Below are 16,246 nucleotides of genomic sequence, written 5' to 3' on the forward strand. Positions count from 1 at the left end.
CTTTTCTGCCCAAAGGTGGGCAGTGAGAATCACAGAGCCAAACGGTTTAGGTTTAAGAGTCATCTTGAAAGGTCAACAGACCCTAATAATCTGCATTTCAAAAATTGGTAAATACATGAAAAAGAAATTACTTAGCTTGGCAATAGTCAGCTCATTAATCTTGGTTGGATGTGGTGAAGCAGAAAATGGAAATCAACAAGCCGCTGCGCCAAATGTCGTCGCAGTGGAATCAACCACAATAATGCACCAGCAAAGTAAGACGTATGTAGGGAGAGTTGAAGCAGTAGAAGATGCGAGCATCAGCGCTCAAGTCTCCGGTTATCTAAAAGAACGTTTGTTTATTGAAGGGCAGTTTGTCGAAAAAGGGGACGTGCTGTACCAAATTGACCCTTTGTCATTCGAAGCTCAGGTTGCGACAGCAAAAGCCTCTTTATCTCAAGCAAACGCTGCGCTTAAAAAAGCTGAACTGGACTTCAAGCGAGGTAAGAACCTTCTTCCTAAAGGGAACATTTCACAGTCAGAATTCGATTCATTGACCTCTACAAAGCTTGGTGCTGAGGCGCAAGTTGAGGCGGCAGAAGCACAATTAAAATTGGCTAACGTGAACTTATCTCACTCCCAAATTGTTGCGCCATTCTCGGGAAGAATCAGTAGCAGTAACGTTAGCATCGGTGACCTCGTATCTCCATCTTCTGGTCCCCTTACCACGATTGTTAGCCTTGATCCTATTCATACCAGCTTTAACGTCAGTGAACGCGAACGTTTAGATTTTGGAATGGATAAAGTGAGCGGCGATGGGGCAGGTGCAGCCAACGCGTTAGATGTGCTGATTGAACTTGAGAACGGTGATGTTTACGAACACAAAGGGAAGCTCGATTTTATCGGTAACCGCATCAACCTAAATACGGGAACTATTTCTCTTCGAGCGAGTGTCGATAACCCAGAGCACGCTTTGTTACCAGGTCAACACGTTCGAGTTGCGATTCAAGAACAAAGTGCTGAAGAAGTTATCGTTATCCCGAGAAAATCTGTGCAAACGGATCTAGAAGGTAACTTCATTATGATTATCACAGAAGGAAATATCGCTGAACGCCGCAATATTGAAATGGGTCGTCAGACGGCTGAAGGTGTCATCGTTACCAAAGGTTTATCGAAAGATGAGCGTGTGATAACACAAGGCTTACAACGTGTCAGAAATGGAATGCCTGTCAATGTAACAAACTCAGATACCGCTAACACTGGAGCCTAACTATGCTTAGTCGCTTTTTTATCCAGCGCCCGAAGTTTGCACTGGTTATTTCCATTATTCTGACACTGGCTGGGGCGATGTCTCTTCTGGTGCTGCCTGTTTCGGAATACCCTGAAATTAGCCCACCATCTGTGAATGTCACGGCTTATTACACAGGTGCCAGTGCTGAAGTGGTGGAACAGGCTATCGCCGATCCGATAGAAACATCGGTCAATGGTGTGGAAGATATGATTTACATGTCTTCCAAAAGTGCGAACGACGGTTCGTATTCTTTAAACGTGACTTTCGACATTGGTACTGATCCCGATATGGCACAGGTGAATGTGCAAAACCGAGTGACCCAAATCGAGTCAAAGTTACCCCCAGAAGTACGAATGGTTGGGGTAACAGTAAAGAAAAATTCGCCTGATCTTCTCATGGTGCTGAATTTCTTTTCTCCTGAAGATAAGTACGACGATCAGTTTTTGATTAACTACATCAACCTGAATGTGAAAGACCAGCTTGCTCGAGTAAAAGGCATCAGTAATGTGAGCGTAATTGGCGGTGGTGAATACGCGATGCGCGTATGGCTCGACCCAGAAAAACTCGCAAGCTTAGGTATGACGACTTCGGATGTGCATGCCGCTTTAGCTGAACAGAACGTACAAGTTGCTGCTGGTAATATTGGTGCTGCGCCATACGCCAACCCTCAAGACGTGCAGTTTAACTTGGTTACTAAAGGGCGATTGGAAACGGTAGAAGAGTTTGAAAGTGTCATGCTGCGCGCGAATCCTGATGGTTCCGCTGTGTACTTGAAAGACGTTGCAAGAGTGGAACTTGGCAAAAACTTCTACAACGGAACGGGTTTATTCCGTGGGCACGATGCATCCATTGTTGTCCTAAGCTTGCAATCGGGTGCTAATGCCTTGGAAAGCGGCGGTTTGGTCATGGATCGTTTAGGGGAGTTATCAGGAACCTTCCCAGAAGGTATGGCTTATGAAACCAGCTATGACACTACGCTGTTTGTTGAAGAGTCGATAAAAGGGGTCGTTAAAACCTTAATCGAAGCCATTCTACTGGTTATTGCCGTCACCTATCTGTTCCTTGGCAGTGCGCGCGCGACGTTGATTCCGGTTATTGCGATTCCAGTATCACTTATCGGTACATTTGCCATTATGTTGGCGACAGGCTTCACGATTAATACCGTGACGTTATTCGGTTTGATTTTGGCGATTGGTATCGTTGTAGATGACGCCATTTTGGTCATCGAAAATGTCGATACAATCATGAAGCGCGACCCAAGCTTATCGCCGAAACAAGCAACCTTAAGAGCAATGAAAGAGGTAACAGGTCCGATCGTTACGTCGACATTGGTTCTTCTGGCTGTATTTATCCCTGTAGCGATGCTTCCCGGAATCACGGGCATTATGTACCGTCAATTCGCTCTAACGATCTGTATTTCAGTTGTAATTTCGTCTATTAACGCACTGACGCTGTCACCAGCAGTGTGTTCGCTGGTATTGAAACAGGGAGGCGGCAATACGGCAAAATGGTTTGAAGCATTTAACCGCGGCTTAGACAAGATTACCCAGCAATACGGAAAAGCAGCGGGCTTTTTAGTTAAAAAGGCGATTCTAGCGCTGGTGTTCTTCGGTGTAGCGGTAGGTGCGGTTTCTTACCTCGCGAAAACAACGTCGACTGCGTTTGTTCCCCAAGAAGACAAAGGCATTATGTTGGTTAACGTTCAGCTTCCTGATTCTGCTTCATTGTCTCGAACCGAAGCGGCAACAGAAAAACTGATGGACCTAATCAATCAAGAGCCGAGTATTGAAGGTGTAACGGTAGCAAATGGCTATGCATTCCTGACGGGAGCTGCTGCTTCAAACGGCGCATCGCTGTTCGTTAAATTAAAAGATTGGAACCAAAGAAACAGTATGGAAGGGGATCATTCTTCTTTTGCTGTGACTGCGCGTATTAATGCTCGTGCCGCACAAGAAATCCCTGAAGCCGTCGTGTTCGCTATGGGTGCGCCTGCCGTACCGGGTATGGGAGCAGGATCGGGTTTCGAGTTTGTGTTGGAAGATGCGCTAGGTCGAGACCGCAGTGATTTGGCTCAGGTTATGGGCGAGGTGATGGCAAAAGCCAACGCGCAGCCTGAAATTCTGTACACCTACAGTACATTCCGTGCAAACGTTCCGCACTACTATCTCGATATCGATCGTCAAAAAGCGAAGCAACTTGGTATTCCATTGGGAGAGATTTTCCAAACACTGCAAGGTAATTTGGGTTCGATCTACGTCAATGATTTCACCATGTTTGGTAAAAACTTCCGCGTCACCATGCAGGCCGACGCGGAGCATCGCACAGACATGGAAGATCTCGGTCGTTTCCATGTTCGTAGCCAAAAAGGCGAAATGATTCCATTGAGTACTTTGGTTACCTATGAGCAAGTGTTTGAGCCAGATGTAGCGTGGCGTTACAACATGTACCGTTCTGCGGTTATCCAAGGGGAAGCGGCACCAGGGTATTCAAGTGGTGACGCGATTGCGGCAATGGAGCGTGTTGCGGCAGAGGTGTTGCCTCATGGTTATCAATACGAATGGACAGGTTTAGCGTATCAAGAAAAGCTAGCGGGTAATCAGGCGATTTATGCCTTCGCCCTTGCGCTGATTTTCATCTACTTGTTTATGGTTGCTCAGTACGAAAGTTGGACGATCCCACTGGCGATTATTTTAGTGGTTCCGGTTGCAACCTTAGGTTCTTTCATTGCACTGAATCTAACGGGTATACCACTTAACTTATACGCACAGATAGGTTTAGTTCTGCTTATTGCGCTCGCCGCCAAGAACGCCATTTTGATTGTAGAGTTCGCGAAATTAGAGCGGGAAAACAAAGAAGTCGCGATTGAAAAAGCAGCAGTTAAAGGCGGTGAGCTGCGTTTCCGCGCGGTTAACATGACGTCTTGGTCGTTCATACTGGGTATCACACCACTGATTTTTGCATCCGGAGCGGGCTACATCAGCCAAAATTCACTGGGTGTCTCTTTGGTGGGCGGTCTACTTTGTGTGCTTCTTGCGGGTACGTTCTTGATCCCAAGCTTCTACGCAATGGTGCAGAGAAAACGCGAGAAGTTCCACGGCGGCAGTACTAAGCTGGTGGAGCTAAAAGACGAATAGCACGAAAAATTACTGATTCATAAAGTCCAATACCCCAGACGTACTCTGGGGTATTTTTTTACCTATTGTTTTTGCCAGCCCTATCCCCAAGTAACGTAGAGATGTTTTGTTATGGGTTAATTGCTGCTGGCGATGGAAACGATGCGCGTAATGACGGTGTCTACCGAAATACTGGTGTCTTTGAAAAAGCGGAACAGCTCACTATTGATGGCGTGTTGCTCTATTGGATTGACCGCCATGGAATCCGTCATGCTGGGTACCGCGAGGTTATTGACGGTCGCGCGAATGAAATCGTGCCGGGATTGTTGCTGACAAGGATTAAAATTGCTGAGTGAAATGTCTTTTCGAACGGGAATCGAGCCTTTTAACCGATTGAAGGAAGACTGAAAGTCTTTGTCTGCCATTACGTTAGCGAGTTTGTTGGCTTGCTGTAGATCAAAAGATTTCCGCGACATGAAAATGAAGCTATCCATATTATACAAAAACACCGATTGGGTTTGTGGTGCGGCATAACATCCGATGTCTTGTGGCACCTTTACACCGCGAGCCATGAGATCGCCCAGTATCCAATCTCCTCCTAATTGAAAGAGTGCGCGATTCTCGGCAAGAGATTGTGTTGCGGTATCCCATTTTGAATCGGGCTGTGTTTTTTGAACAAACTGACTGAGTTTACGGAAATCACGCAAGATAGCTTTCATCGTGTCGGACTTTAAACGAGTTGGGTCCAGTTGTACGAGTGTTTGGTAGTAGAAATCAACGCCTCCTTTGGCCAAAAGCAAGTTTTCAAAAAGCTGAACGACTTGCCAAGGCTGCATGCCAATAGCGAGCGGGGTAATACCCTGCTGGTTTGCTTTGTCCATGGCATGGAATAATTCATCCCAATTAGATGGCACTTCAAGATTTAATGCGCGAAGGTTTTTATGGTTGACCCAAAGCCAGTTCATTCTATGTAATGTAATAGGGAGAGCGACGTACCCGTTACCGGTTTGGTTGATGGACTGTGCGAGTGGGTACAAGTGCTGATCCCACTCCTGAGCTTTGGCGGTTGTATTTAAGTTATGCAAAATCCCAATGGCATCCCATGAACGGATAGCAAGCCCTTCTATTTGGGCAAAGTGAGGTGTGTTTCCTGCTAAAGCTCTTGCTTGAAGAACCGTCATTGCGCTGTCTCCACCTCCGCCAACTACGGAAGCACTGCGCAGTTCAATATTATGTGAATGCAGCTGTTCATTGAGCACATTGAGTGCTTTTGTTTCGCCTTGTGATGTCCACCAATGTAGGAATTCTATTTCCGTTGTGCTTGTGCTCGTGGTTGAGGTTGAAAATGTAGCTGAGACTGAAAAAGCGGCTGAGACTGAACATGCGAATAGCGTTGCCGCTAAAACCATACGAATCATCTTGTTAACCTCTTGGGAATGTCAGTGTAGCGCATAAGCCACCGGTTGATGCGGGCTGAAAAGAAAGATGGCCGCCGTGCGCTTTAACGATACTTTGCGTGATAGTGAGACCAAGACCATTTCCTTCTTTATCGGAGGTATTTTCGATACGAAAGTAAGGTTCACAGATCTTGTCTATGAGCGTGGGGTCCACTCCTTTTCCGTGGTCCCAAATGTTAATAACCAGTGATTCTTCTGAGTCGTTGATATCGATTTCAACTTTCTGACCGTATTTAATGCCGTTATCAATAAGATTTTGTAGGCAACGCTTCATGGCTAAAGGTTTGCCCGCATAGGGCTGTGCATTGTGTGTGTGAACTAAGATCGTTGAACTGCCATTTTGCGTGGTGCTAATAATGTGTTCTAGCAGAGCAGGGATACTGATAAGTTCGATCTCTTCATGGATATCCGTGGCTTTTATACATTGCAGTGCACCCTTTACCATCAAATCCAGATCATTGGCGATTCTAGAAAAACGCTCTCTGTCTTCAGCGTTGTCGAGCATTTCGGAGCGTAGCTTCAAACACGCAATAGGGGTTTTTAAATCATGAGATATAGCGCTGAATAGCATTTCACGATCGTTTATGTGGCTATCAATTCTTCGATTCATCTTATTGAAGGCATGGATGGCGGCGCGAAACTCAGAACTGCCTTCTTCTTTGACGTTTGGGACCTTTAGCTTGCTAGACATCAAGGTTGCAGCCTTTGCCAGCGCTCGGATTGGACGTAATTCTTTTCGAACAACCAGCCAAGTACAACCGAGTAATAAAAATGCCGATAAAAACATGGTGAGCCATTCTCTGATGTCGAAAAAACTCGTTTCCAAATTGACATAAGGGGCAGGTAAAACAGCAGCGAGGTAGAACCATTCACTCGGCGCTACTTCAATTTGCATCACTAATATAGGCGGATTAATGTCGCCGTAAGACAGAGTGTAATGTGCCCACAATAAGGGAAGCTCATCGATAGGCAATTCGTTGTTAAAGACTTTTAGGTGTTCTCGCAAAGTGAAATCAATGCTCATGCTTCGAACGTTATCCAGCTCGCTTCCGAGTACTGTTTTGACTTCATCAATAACCAGAGATTTTCTTTCACTTTCTGCAATTGGCGTAAGCGGGATTTGATGATTATTGAGTGAAACAAAAAAGCGAGTACCGCCCATATTGCGCAGTTGGTTGAGAACGAGATGGCGATATTCCGAAGGAAGTGTTTGAAAGAAAGACACCGTAGATGACGCACTAAGCGTTAAGCTTCTTATTGTATTGAGTAACCCTTGTTTGTCTTTGTTGGCAGAATGCTGATACCAAATCGCGCCAGACAGCAATTGGGCGAGCACAATAACGACAAGAAGAAACAGAGAAGTCCGCGAAGCAAGGGATCGTGGAATGAGGTTAATGTTCATAGCTTACGCCTGATGTGAGCATATAGCCTTTGCTGCGGACAGTCAGAATGAGCGAACGATCTTTATCATCCAAATGGTGGCGAAGTCGGCTGATTTGAACATCAATGCCCCTTTCGAGTGGGTCGGCATCTCTCCCCCAAATTTCACGGGCAATGTCATCTCGGGTCAATATTGATTCGGGGTTTCTAATGAATAGGGAAAGAAGAGAAAGATCCGCACCAGACATCTGTTTAGTGGCTTGAGTGGATAGATGGATCAATTGCCTTGTTACCGTGTTGAGCTCCCATTGAGCAAAGCGGATGCATTTAGGAATCGCATTGTCTGAGGATATTTGGCTTCTACGGAGAATGGTTTTTATCCTTGCAAGCAATTCCCGCGGGCTAAATGATTTTGTAATGTAGTCATCTGCGCCCATCTCCAAGCCAGCGACTCTGTCGGCTTCTTCTGTGACCGCAGTGAGCATAATGATGGGGATATCTGAGGTTTTTCTTAGCTTTTGACACAGCGTGAACCCATCTTCGCCGGGCATCATGATATCTAGGATGATTAAGTCTGGTGTGTGATCAGCTAAGAATTGCCACATTTGGGTACCATTCTCGGCACTCACAACGGTAAATCCAGAGCGTCCTAAATAGTCCGTTAATGCCTCTCGGAGCTCCAAATTATCATCTACGACCAAAATTTGCTTGCTATCCATGCTGTGCTCCTTCCATTCCATATTGAATATGATGCATGGATAACGGAGCCAAAACAATTCGTAGAAATCACATTTATATCATGTATTTGTAAGTGTTCTCTTACAATGCGCCAGTACCATTTGGTCAGAGTACAACGTCACCACTAAGTCAGCGCATTTCGTTTGGATTCTAAAAATAAAATAGGTTGGAAATGAGCCAAACGATTGCAAATGAGAGTGAATCCTAAAATTGCTTAAGTATTGGTCGCGCGAACGTTTGCGTATAAAAATGTGATGAATATCTCAATTTATTCTCTATACTTCTCGCTCGGTTATAAGCCGAGGCTGATTAATTCATCGTTTTTCCGTTTAAAGCGATGAATCATAAATAACCAATACAAGCCGTCACAAGGAGTGCTCAATAGGGCATGTGAATGACCCCAAGGACCGGACCAGCTATTTTTAACTGCTTGTAAAGGTGAACATTCAATGACTTTTATGTCCTATTCTCCCTTGGGTTGGTTTCATACCATGCCCAGTCAAACTTGTTTTCTGTATTCCGCTCTGCAATTTAATGCTTCCACTTTTTACTGCCGATAACAGGAAATCTGATGACGATTCTATTTAGCCTTTTGGGTGTCTTTACTCTGTTACTTTGTGCGTTTCTTTTTTCTGAAAATCGTAAAGCCATAAACTGGAAAACCGTGTCGCGTGCTTTGATGCTTCAGGTTGGGTTTGCTGCGTTAGTGCTTTATTTCCCATGGGGGCAAGCAGCCTTAACAACTTTGAGCAATGGAGTATCGAGTTTGCTCGGTTTTGCCGATGAAGGGATCGCCTTTCTGTTCGGTGACCTTGCCAACACGGGTTTTATATTTGCGGTTCGAGTTCTACCGATCATCATTTTCTTCAGTGCGTTAATCTCGGCGCTGTATTACCTTGGCATTATGCAAAAAGTCATCGAGTTTATAGGTGGTGGGATCCAAAAGTTTCTTGGAACGAGCAAAGCAGAATCGCTCGTTGCGACTGGTAATATCTTCTTGTCTCAAGGGGAATCTCCACTCCTAGTCCGTCCGTTTCTTTCCAAGATGACACGATCAGAATTGTTCGCCGTAATGGCGGGTGGTATGGCTTCTGTTGCGGGCAGTGTTTTAGGTGGCTATGCAGGGTTGGGTGTGGAATTGAAATACCTGATCGCGGCGAGTTTCATGGCGGCACCGGGCAGCTTACTGATGGCAAAGATCTTGGTGCCAGAGCAAGGTACGCCAGCTCAGAACCTTGATGTAGAAATGGACAAAGCCGAGCAAAGCAATGTGATTGATGCATTGGCGATTGGCGCTATGAACGGAATGAAAGTCGCTGTTGCGGTTGGAACCATGCTTATCGCTTTTGTTAGTGTGATTGCAATGGTGAACACAGGATTGGAATCGCTAGGAGATTTGGTCGGCTTTGGAGGCATTACGCTCCAAGCTATCTTTGGCTATATCTTTGCGCCATTAGCATGGGTAATTGGTGTTCCGGGAAGTGAAGTACTTGCTGCGGGTTCATACATTGGTCAAAAGGTGGTCATGAATGAATTTGTCGCCTTTATCGACTTTGTAGCAAACAAAGATGCGCTTTCAGAGCACACACAAGTGATTGTCACTTTTGCATTGTGTGGCTTTGCGAATATTGGGTCAATTGCCATTCAGCTGGGCTCTATTGGTGTCATTGCGCCAGAGAGACGTTCTGAAGTGGCGAATTTGGGCTTTAAAGCGGTATTGGCTGGTACGTTGGCAAACCTAATGAGTGCGTGTTTAGCGGGTCTCTTTATATTGCTTTAGTAGAGCCAGAGGGGCAAAGGGTACTTAAGTACTCAATTTGTTGATTTTTAAAGGGCTGGGGTTTTCTCAGCCCTTTTATTTTTGTACCTTGAGATACAACACCCAATTAACCTCAAGATGCTAGGTTCAGCGACTTCTCTACCAAAGAAGAGTTAACTGCCTTTCAGGCAAGGCATCGATTTGGAGATCTCGTGTTTCTAAATCAAGAATTGAGTATATAAATAGCATTATTGGCTGAATAAAGGACGAATATGAAAATACGGACATTTAAGGACTCAGATAAACCGAGAGTCATCGAATTATGGAATGCCTGTGGATTGGTTGTACCGTGGAACGATCCCAGTAAAGACATAGACATAAAAGTTGCTCATGACCGCGAGTTATTTTTGGTGCTAGAACAAGGTGGTCAAATCATCGCAAGTGTTATGGGCGGGTATGAAGGGCATCGAGGTTGGGCAAACTATTTAGCCGTGGATCCAAGTTTTCAGGGCAGCGGGGCAGGAAAAGCGCTAATGGATGCGCTAGAAGAAAAGCTTTTAGCGAAAGGTTGCCCTAAAATTAACCTCCAAATTAGAAGCACCAACGAGAAGGTGATCGCCTTTTACAAACACTTGGGTTATGCGGTGGATGAGTCAGTGAGTATGGGTAAAAGGCTGGATGGCGTTGTGGTAAACAAATCGTCTAGTTAGCTTTTGGTTTACCGTAACTGGCGCTAACAAATTCACGTTCTTCAACGGCTTTTTCTTTGTTTTCATACGCAGCCAACGCGTAAAGCGTATTGGCAAGCAAGTTGGCGTAGCGAAATAAAATCGGAGCAGGAGAGCGTTTCCCGTGATGCTCAATTGCGACTAAAGCACGTACCGTTTTCTTCGCTTGGCACCTTGCCAAATGAAGTTCAGCGGACGTGTTTGAACCCCCAGGTAAAACGAACCCTTTGAATCCGCCGTCTAATTGATCTCTTAAGTGATGATAATCGGTTTTCAGTTCATCAATGTGGGATTCGTGTATGGCTATTTTACCTCTAACCGATCCATTTAAGTGGTAGACGTTGGGCTGCATGCGTTCAAGAATATCCCTTGTAACGCATTCAATATCCATCGTTAAAAGCAACCCAACTCGACAACACAGATCGTCTGTCGCTATCTCAAAATCGCACGTGGGGTTGTCCTCGTAAATGAAGGGGTAACAGAACTCATCCCAGTCTTTGCTGATCGGTTTCATGATGTTTCCAGAGCTTTAAGTCTACAAATCTTAGGATCGGAAGACCCTGTAACAAGCGCTCTAAAGTATCATCAAATTTGCTTAACGTCAGGTTATTGGGAGGTAGAAATTACTTTGTTAAGATCTTTCGGTTCAAGCCCATAGGGAAGTGAAGAGAAAATCGAACTGTGTTGCTGATATTTGGGGGCAGCGTTAGTGCCTTTCCAGTCTAGCAACATAATGGCTAGTACATTTCGATGTTCACCACCAGAAAGTGAGACGCTACCTGAAACCGATGGAACCAATCCAGCTTCCAAATTGATAGAGGTTTTGATGGCTTCTCTTGTCATTTCAACTACGGGATCATTGTCCAAACCCGCGAGCAAGAATGAAATCCCCACTTCGGCTATCACATCCTCTTTTGCTCTTTCAAGAATAAGCGAGATATTGCTTCTAAAGTAATCGTAGATCCACTGATGTTCTTTTTCCGAAACTGGATATTGGTAATAGCCTGAGTCTGCAAGGATAATATGTGTCATTCCATAAAGCTTGTTGCCAAATTGCTGCCGAGTGAGTTCGGCATCCTGTTCATCTGGATAGGTGGCACGGAAGCTCTCAATGAATTCTGTGACAACGTCCTGTTCACCCAACTGGCGAAGCCAATACACTTGATTCGCAAGTTGTGCTGCCCACGCTTCGATCATGGTCGAATTGGTCGCGTATTTTTTAAAATCAAAACGGCGAATAACAGATCTAAGCTTGGCGTCTGCTTTGTGTTGCAGCCCATACTCGTTTGCCCGTGCCATAGAACCTAGAAGACCCACACCAAGGTACATATATTCTGGCATCATCTTAGTGGCGTTAAACCTGCGTAAACTGCGTTCATCGCGATCGTCGAGGTAACGAGAAAGCCTCTGAATAGAGTACCCATGAATTTGCTCTGGTGTATGCACTTCTTCACTAAATCGATTGAGTTTACTTGCTACGCGCGCGAGGTCGCTCCATATGGCATATTTGTATTGTGGGTCCAATGTTTGGCGGTACATTCGTAACCCAAAATGCCCTTCTTTGAACGGCGACAAGGTATAGAGTTGTTTCTGGTAGGTTGCTTTAATTAATTCAGCTGATGCGGAATAGCTTAAGTCGTCGAGAGCGCTTTGCTCTGCGATATCGCTTTGAGCTTCAGTGTAATTAGACAAATCTAATGCATCTGCTGAGTGAGTCTGAGTTGCGAAAATGAACGATGTTATCAAGAGGGTGGGAGCAAGTAATTTCATGTCGCATTTTTATAGTGTTATTTATATTGGAGCGAATATACCGCTGGTGTGATTGATATAAGTCCGGTGAATGTTAGTTTTATCTATTAGATTTCATTTCTACACATCTCGGAAATTGCTCTTTTGGGTATAAAAGATATCGCGGTATTAACTTGGTGCTATTGCAAGGTTTGATAGCCTGAAAGCAGAAAGATTAGGAAGGAGTTTTCTATGACAAGTTTTCAGGTTCATCCGTCTTTACATGAAGTATTGGGAGAGGAGCAAACTTACTTTGAAGTGGTTTGTATCGCTTTGTTTGCCACGTTGGGAACTTGGCTAATTTACACGTCGTACTATTTTCCGAATATTGCCGAGGGTTGGGGGCTCATTGCGACTATCGTTGGCTTCATCATCGTGGCTGATGTTCTAGCCGGCTGTATTGCTAATTTTAGCCGAGGAACAAACAATTACTATGCGAGCAAACCTAAAGCGCGGATAGTTTTCATTGTTAGCCACGTTCACATCCTGCTTATTGCTTGGTTGTTGGAAGGTCCCCTTCTAGAAGCAGGCATCGTCTGGGCATTTACTATTGGTTTCGCCACGGTCGTGAATCGCTATGCTGGAAGCTCATATCAAACATTTATTGGTGCCACTGTTATGTGTGTGGGGCTATTGCTACTGCCACTTCTTCAACTTCCAAATTGGATGGAGATTGTCAGTGCTTTGTTTATGTTAAAAGTGGTGTATAGCTTTGGTGTGAACCATTACGCGAGATTGAATCAGGGCGCTTGATCTTAACTCTGTGACGGCGATCTGAGAAAGAATAGGACGTTTGTCCTATTTTATTTTCTTGTTATTAGGTCAATTGTCCTATTTTAAGGAAGGTAGAGCGAGTTAAGGTGAAATATGAACCGCAGTAAACGAGACAAAATAGTAGAAGCCGCGGATTTACTTTTTTATCAAAAGGGGTACGAATTCACCTCTTTTGCAGATATCGCTTCTTCAGTAAGTATTTCGAGAGGGAATTTTTACTATCACTTTAAAACGAAGGACGACATTCTAACTGCCGTTATAAACCGACGTTTAGTTATGACGGAAGATATGCTTAATGGTTGGGATATCAAAAGCCAAAACCCTAAAGAGAGAATCATGAGCTTTGTTCACATCCTCATAAGCAACAAGTCTAAAATTGAACGCTATGGATGCCCAGTAGGAACGCTCACGACAGAGTTAAGTAAGTTACGACACCCCGCTTTAGAGGACGCGACTCGTCTATTTTCTTTGTTTAAAACTTGGCTGATGCAGCAGTTTGTCGCGCTAGGTTTTGAAGAACATTCCGAGCCAATGGCAATGCATATTTTGGGTCGTAGTCAAGGCGTAGCGACGCTATTAAATGCGTTTAAAGACGATGATTTTCTGCAGAATGAGATAAGTCAAATGCAGGATTGGCTTGAAGATCAAATAGAAAAAATACAGTAATCAGGTAAAACGAACACAGTAAGGAGAGTGGCATGTTTGTTGTTTCAATGGCAATGACTGGGCAAATGGATAAAGCTAAGGCGCATATGGCAGGTCATAATGCGTGGGTGAAGCAAGGCGTTGACGATGGTGTATTTGTTTTAGTTGGTAATTTAAAGCCTGGTCCTGGTGGGTGCCTCTTCGCTGTAAACGTTGATAGAGAAGCGCTAGACGCAAGAATTGCAACCGATCCCTTTGTTTCTGAGGGAATTGTGGCTGTTGAAGTTACTGAAACGGTTATTCATACCGCAGACAAAAATTTGCAATTTTTGGAAGGGAAATAGTATGGCAGATACGGTAACGGGACCAGATGGATTACCTCGCTGCGGTTGGTGCAGTGCAGCGCCGGATTTTTTTGAGTATCACGATAAAGAATGGGGCTTTCCGGTCTCTGACGACAAAAGGTTGTTTGAAAAGCTTTGCTTAGAGAGTTTTCAATCGGGTTTAAGCTGGCGCACCATTTTATCTAAAAGAGAGAATTTGAGAGCAGCCTTTGCGCAATTCGATTTTTACAAAGTAGCAGAGTTTGATGAAAAAGACGTTGAGCGCTTATTACAAGATGCAGGTATTATAAGGCATCGTGGAAAGATTGAAGCGGTGATCAATAACGCGAAACGAGCAAAAGAGTTGGTTGCAGAAGAGGGATCACTTGCAGCATTTTTGTGGCGATATGAAGCAAAACTGTCCGCTGATTTTAAACCGCAAACAGCATCCACGTCTTCGGAGTCGATAGCTCTATCGAAAGAACTAAAAAAGCGAGGGTGGAAGTTTGTAGGACCCACAACCGCCTACGCTTTTATGCAGGCGATGGGGTTAATCAACGACCACGCTTTAGAATGTTCGAAGCGTCTAGAAGTCGACAAAGCGAGAGCGAGCTTTCAAGTTCCACAAAGCAAATAAAAGAAAGAGAGCTTTATGGCGGTGATGGTTCAGGCATTGATTTACCTTAATCAAATCAGTGCATAATTAAGCGGAGCCGCGACGCGTTTCTCAATTATGAGCCTATAACGGGTTACCATTATAGGTATAGTGAGTCCCTCAAATTGCAGAGGGATTCAATGGAATGAAAGTACTGGTGGCATTGGTTTTAACGTTAGTAATAGGGTGGTATGGCAACGATGTGTATTCCCAGCTCGCAGTGAGAAATGTCGCCAATACAACCCCTCAAATATCTCAAGTACTCCAATTCGCTCAAGTGCCATTAAGACAAGATCAACGCAGTTGTTATTTGGATAGCAATACGGTTGGAGACGTGATTGCCAGTTTAGTTGGTAACAACATGCAAAATCATATAAACCGTTTAGATGCGGGCTGCTTCGAACAAACTTGCACTATTTCACTCTCTAGCTGCTTACCATGGGAAAGCAGCGAATGCGATCAGACTTTTCTAAAATACGACACTTCTATAACTGGTGAAATCAAGCCAGAGTCATTTGCTTGCGTATCCGTTCCTTAGACAGTTTAGTTGGCTTTTATAAGAGTTAATTAAGAATAACTAACTGAAATTGCTATGGTATATTCAAATTATTACTTTGAACTATAGTATTTGATATGGATATTATTCAGCTGTACCCACATCATATTGGTGTGCCGGAGATCATTGAAGAAATCGATCATTTAATGAACTCACTTTATTCAGAAGATTCCAATGATTTGCTTCCACTCGGCGCACTAAACTCAGAATTCGTTTACTTTGCAGGTGTTTACATACAAGAGGAACTGGCTGCCTGCGGTGCGGTTGTATTTAAGAAAGCAGACAAAACCTACGGCGAGTTCAAACGTATTTATGTTAAACCGAAATTCCGAGGGCAAAATCTATCTAAAGGCATATTAGACCATTTGATCACTGAATCGAATGCACGTGGAGTACGCACCATTCGCCTTGAGACGGGCAATAAACAAGTTGCGGCAATAAAGTTGTATGAGACTTTTGGCTTTAAACGCCGAGACGTATATGGCGACTACGAACATGACCCTACTTCGGTTTACATGGAACTAAATTGCCTCTGACCTTATCGTTATTGCACCCTGTAAACTCGCCAAATATTTCATTTAATTATTTGATTGTACGGGCATATTCTTATTGATTGTTTGACGATTAGCTCCTTGCTTATTACCTTCTAGCTTTGCTAATAAGAGAAAGGATTCAGAATGAGCAAACAGCGCTACGGTGAAATTAATGATGGAGTGAGTTCAGTTTGGTATGTTGATCGGATATGGGCTTTGGCTGAATCTCTTCCAGTTGAAGAAATCGCCATCAGCGACATATGTGGCCCTGATGAGGTCACATGGTTTAGTCTAGAAGGTCCGTTACCAACTTGTCGAAATGTGGCGGAACACTGTAAAAGAATCCTGAATGCAGACTTGTCCTATCCCGTGATTCTAACCGAAGACTTTCGCGTATTTGATGGGATGCATCGAATAGCCAAGTGCATTATGGAAGGAAAGGATACGATTAAGGTCAGACGTTTTCTGAGTAACCCTGAACCAGACGAAGTGAATGGTGTTAAGACGGCTGTTTAGCGCCTTCAAAA

At 44.3% G+C, this 16,246-nt stretch carries 16 protein-coding genes; 11 read left to right on the top strand and 5 right to left on the bottom strand.

Annotated elements, in window-relative coordinates:
- Positions 1-115: 115 nt before the first annotated feature.
- Entirely contained in the window at positions 116-1,249 is a 1,134-nt protein-coding gene (locus CW749_RS05335; RefSeq protein WP_101111043.1) for an efflux RND transporter periplasmic adaptor subunit, read from the top strand.
- Positions 1,250-1,251: 2 nt separating this feature from the next.
- Complete coding sequence (locus tag CW749_RS05340) at positions 1,252-4,404, top strand: multidrug efflux RND transporter permease subunit (RefSeq protein ID WP_101111013.1); 3,153 nt, start codon at positions 1,252-1,254, stop codon at positions 4,402-4,404.
- A gap of 116 nt (positions 4,405-4,520) precedes the next feature.
- Here CW749_RS05340 and CW749_RS05345 read toward each other — a convergent pair whose 3' ends face one another.
- The 3 genes from CW749_RS05345 to CW749_RS05355 are packed head-to-tail and all read right to left on the bottom strand — an operon-like array spanning position 4,521 to position 7,939.
- Positions 4,521-5,801, bottom strand: a complete 1,281-nt coding sequence (locus CW749_RS05345; protein WP_237322341.1) for an ABC transporter substrate-binding protein — start codon at positions 5,799-5,801, stop codon at positions 4,521-4,523.
- Positions 5,802-5,805: 4 nt separating this feature from the next.
- Positions 5,806-7,242 carry an ATP-binding protein gene (locus CW749_RS05350; protein ID WP_101111014.1) on the bottom strand — a complete coding sequence of 479 codons (1,437 nt, stop codon included), beginning with the start codon at positions 7,240-7,242 and terminating at the stop codon, positions 5,806-5,808.
- On the bottom strand, positions 7,232-7,939 hold the full coding sequence (locus CW749_RS05355) for a response regulator transcription factor (protein WP_101111015.1): 708 nt from the start codon (positions 7,937-7,939) through the stop codon (positions 7,232-7,234). Before CW749_RS05355 ends, CW749_RS05350 begins: the two co-directional genes overlap by 11 nt.
- 590 nt (positions 7,940-8,529) lie before the next feature.
- Here CW749_RS05355 and CW749_RS05360 point away from each other — a divergent pair.
- Both CW749_RS05360 and CW749_RS05365 read left to right on the top strand, forming a co-directional pair.
- Entirely contained in the window at positions 8,530-9,738 is a 1,209-nt protein-coding gene (locus tag CW749_RS05360; RefSeq protein WP_101111016.1) for a NupC/NupG family nucleoside CNT transporter, read from the top strand.
- 251 nt (positions 9,739-9,989) lie between these two features.
- Positions 9,990-10,427, top strand: coding sequence for a GNAT family acetyltransferase (locus CW749_RS05365; RefSeq protein WP_101111017.1), 438 nt, complete (start codon positions 9,990-9,992; stop codon positions 10,425-10,427).
- Here the strand turns inward: CW749_RS05365 and CW749_RS05370 are convergent.
- Positions 10,420-10,959: an ATP:cob(I)alamin adenosyltransferase gene (locus CW749_RS05370; protein ID WP_101111018.1), complete on the bottom strand. Its 540-nt coding sequence runs from the start codon at positions 10,957-10,959 to the stop codon at positions 10,420-10,422. The two genes, CW749_RS05365 and CW749_RS05370, sit on opposite strands and share 8 nt — an antisense overlap.
- 92 nt (positions 10,960-11,051) lie before the next feature.
- Complete coding sequence (locus CW749_RS05375) at positions 11,052-12,215, bottom strand: DUF3541 domain-containing protein (protein ID WP_101111019.1); 1,164 nt, start codon at positions 12,213-12,215, stop codon at positions 11,052-11,054.
- A gap of 210 nt (positions 12,216-12,425) precedes the next feature.
- Between CW749_RS05375 and CW749_RS05380 the strand changes: the two genes are divergently transcribed.
- The 7 genes from CW749_RS05380 to CW749_RS05410 all read left to right on the top strand — a co-directional run bounded on the left by CW749_RS05380 (position 12,426) and on the right by CW749_RS05410 (position 16,235).
- On the top strand, positions 12,426-12,986 hold the full coding sequence (locus tag CW749_RS05380; protein WP_101111020.1) for a hypothetical protein: 561 nt from the start codon (positions 12,426-12,428) through the stop codon (positions 12,984-12,986).
- A gap of 114 nt (positions 12,987-13,100) precedes the next feature.
- Entirely contained in the window at positions 13,101-13,673 is a 573-nt protein-coding gene (locus tag CW749_RS05385; RefSeq protein WP_101111021.1) for a TetR/AcrR family transcriptional regulator, read from the top strand.
- Between the two features lie 32 nt (positions 13,674-13,705).
- Positions 13,706-13,996 carry a YciI family protein gene (locus CW749_RS05390; protein ID WP_101111022.1) on the top strand — a complete coding sequence of 97 codons (291 nt, stop codon included), beginning with the start codon at positions 13,706-13,708 and terminating at the stop codon, positions 13,994-13,996.
- Between the two features lies 1 nt (position 13,997).
- Positions 13,998-14,612 carry a DNA-3-methyladenine glycosylase I gene (locus tag CW749_RS05395; RefSeq protein WP_101111023.1) on the top strand — a complete coding sequence of 205 codons (615 nt, stop codon included), beginning with the start codon at positions 13,998-14,000 and terminating at the stop codon, positions 14,610-14,612.
- Between the two features lie 163 nt (positions 14,613-14,775).
- On the top strand, positions 14,776-15,168 hold the full coding sequence (locus CW749_RS05400) for a hypothetical protein (protein ID WP_101111024.1): 393 nt from the start codon (positions 14,776-14,778) through the stop codon (positions 15,166-15,168).
- A gap of 95 nt (positions 15,169-15,263) precedes the next feature.
- A complete protein-coding gene (locus CW749_RS05405; RefSeq protein WP_101111025.1) occupies positions 15,264-15,722 on the top strand; it encodes a GNAT family N-acetyltransferase in 459 nt (152 codons plus the stop codon).
- A 141-nt stretch (positions 15,723-15,863) separates the two neighbouring features.
- Complete coding sequence (locus CW749_RS05410) at positions 15,864-16,235, top strand: chromosome partitioning protein ParB (RefSeq protein ID WP_101111026.1); 372 nt, start codon at positions 15,864-15,866, stop codon at positions 16,233-16,235.
- Positions 16,236-16,246: the final 11 nt, after the last annotated feature.

Source organism: Vibrio sp. vnigr-6D03, assembly GCF_002835515.1.
Taxonomy (GTDB): Bacteria; Pseudomonadota; Gammaproteobacteria; order Enterobacterales; family Vibrionaceae; genus Vibrio; species Vibrio penaeicida.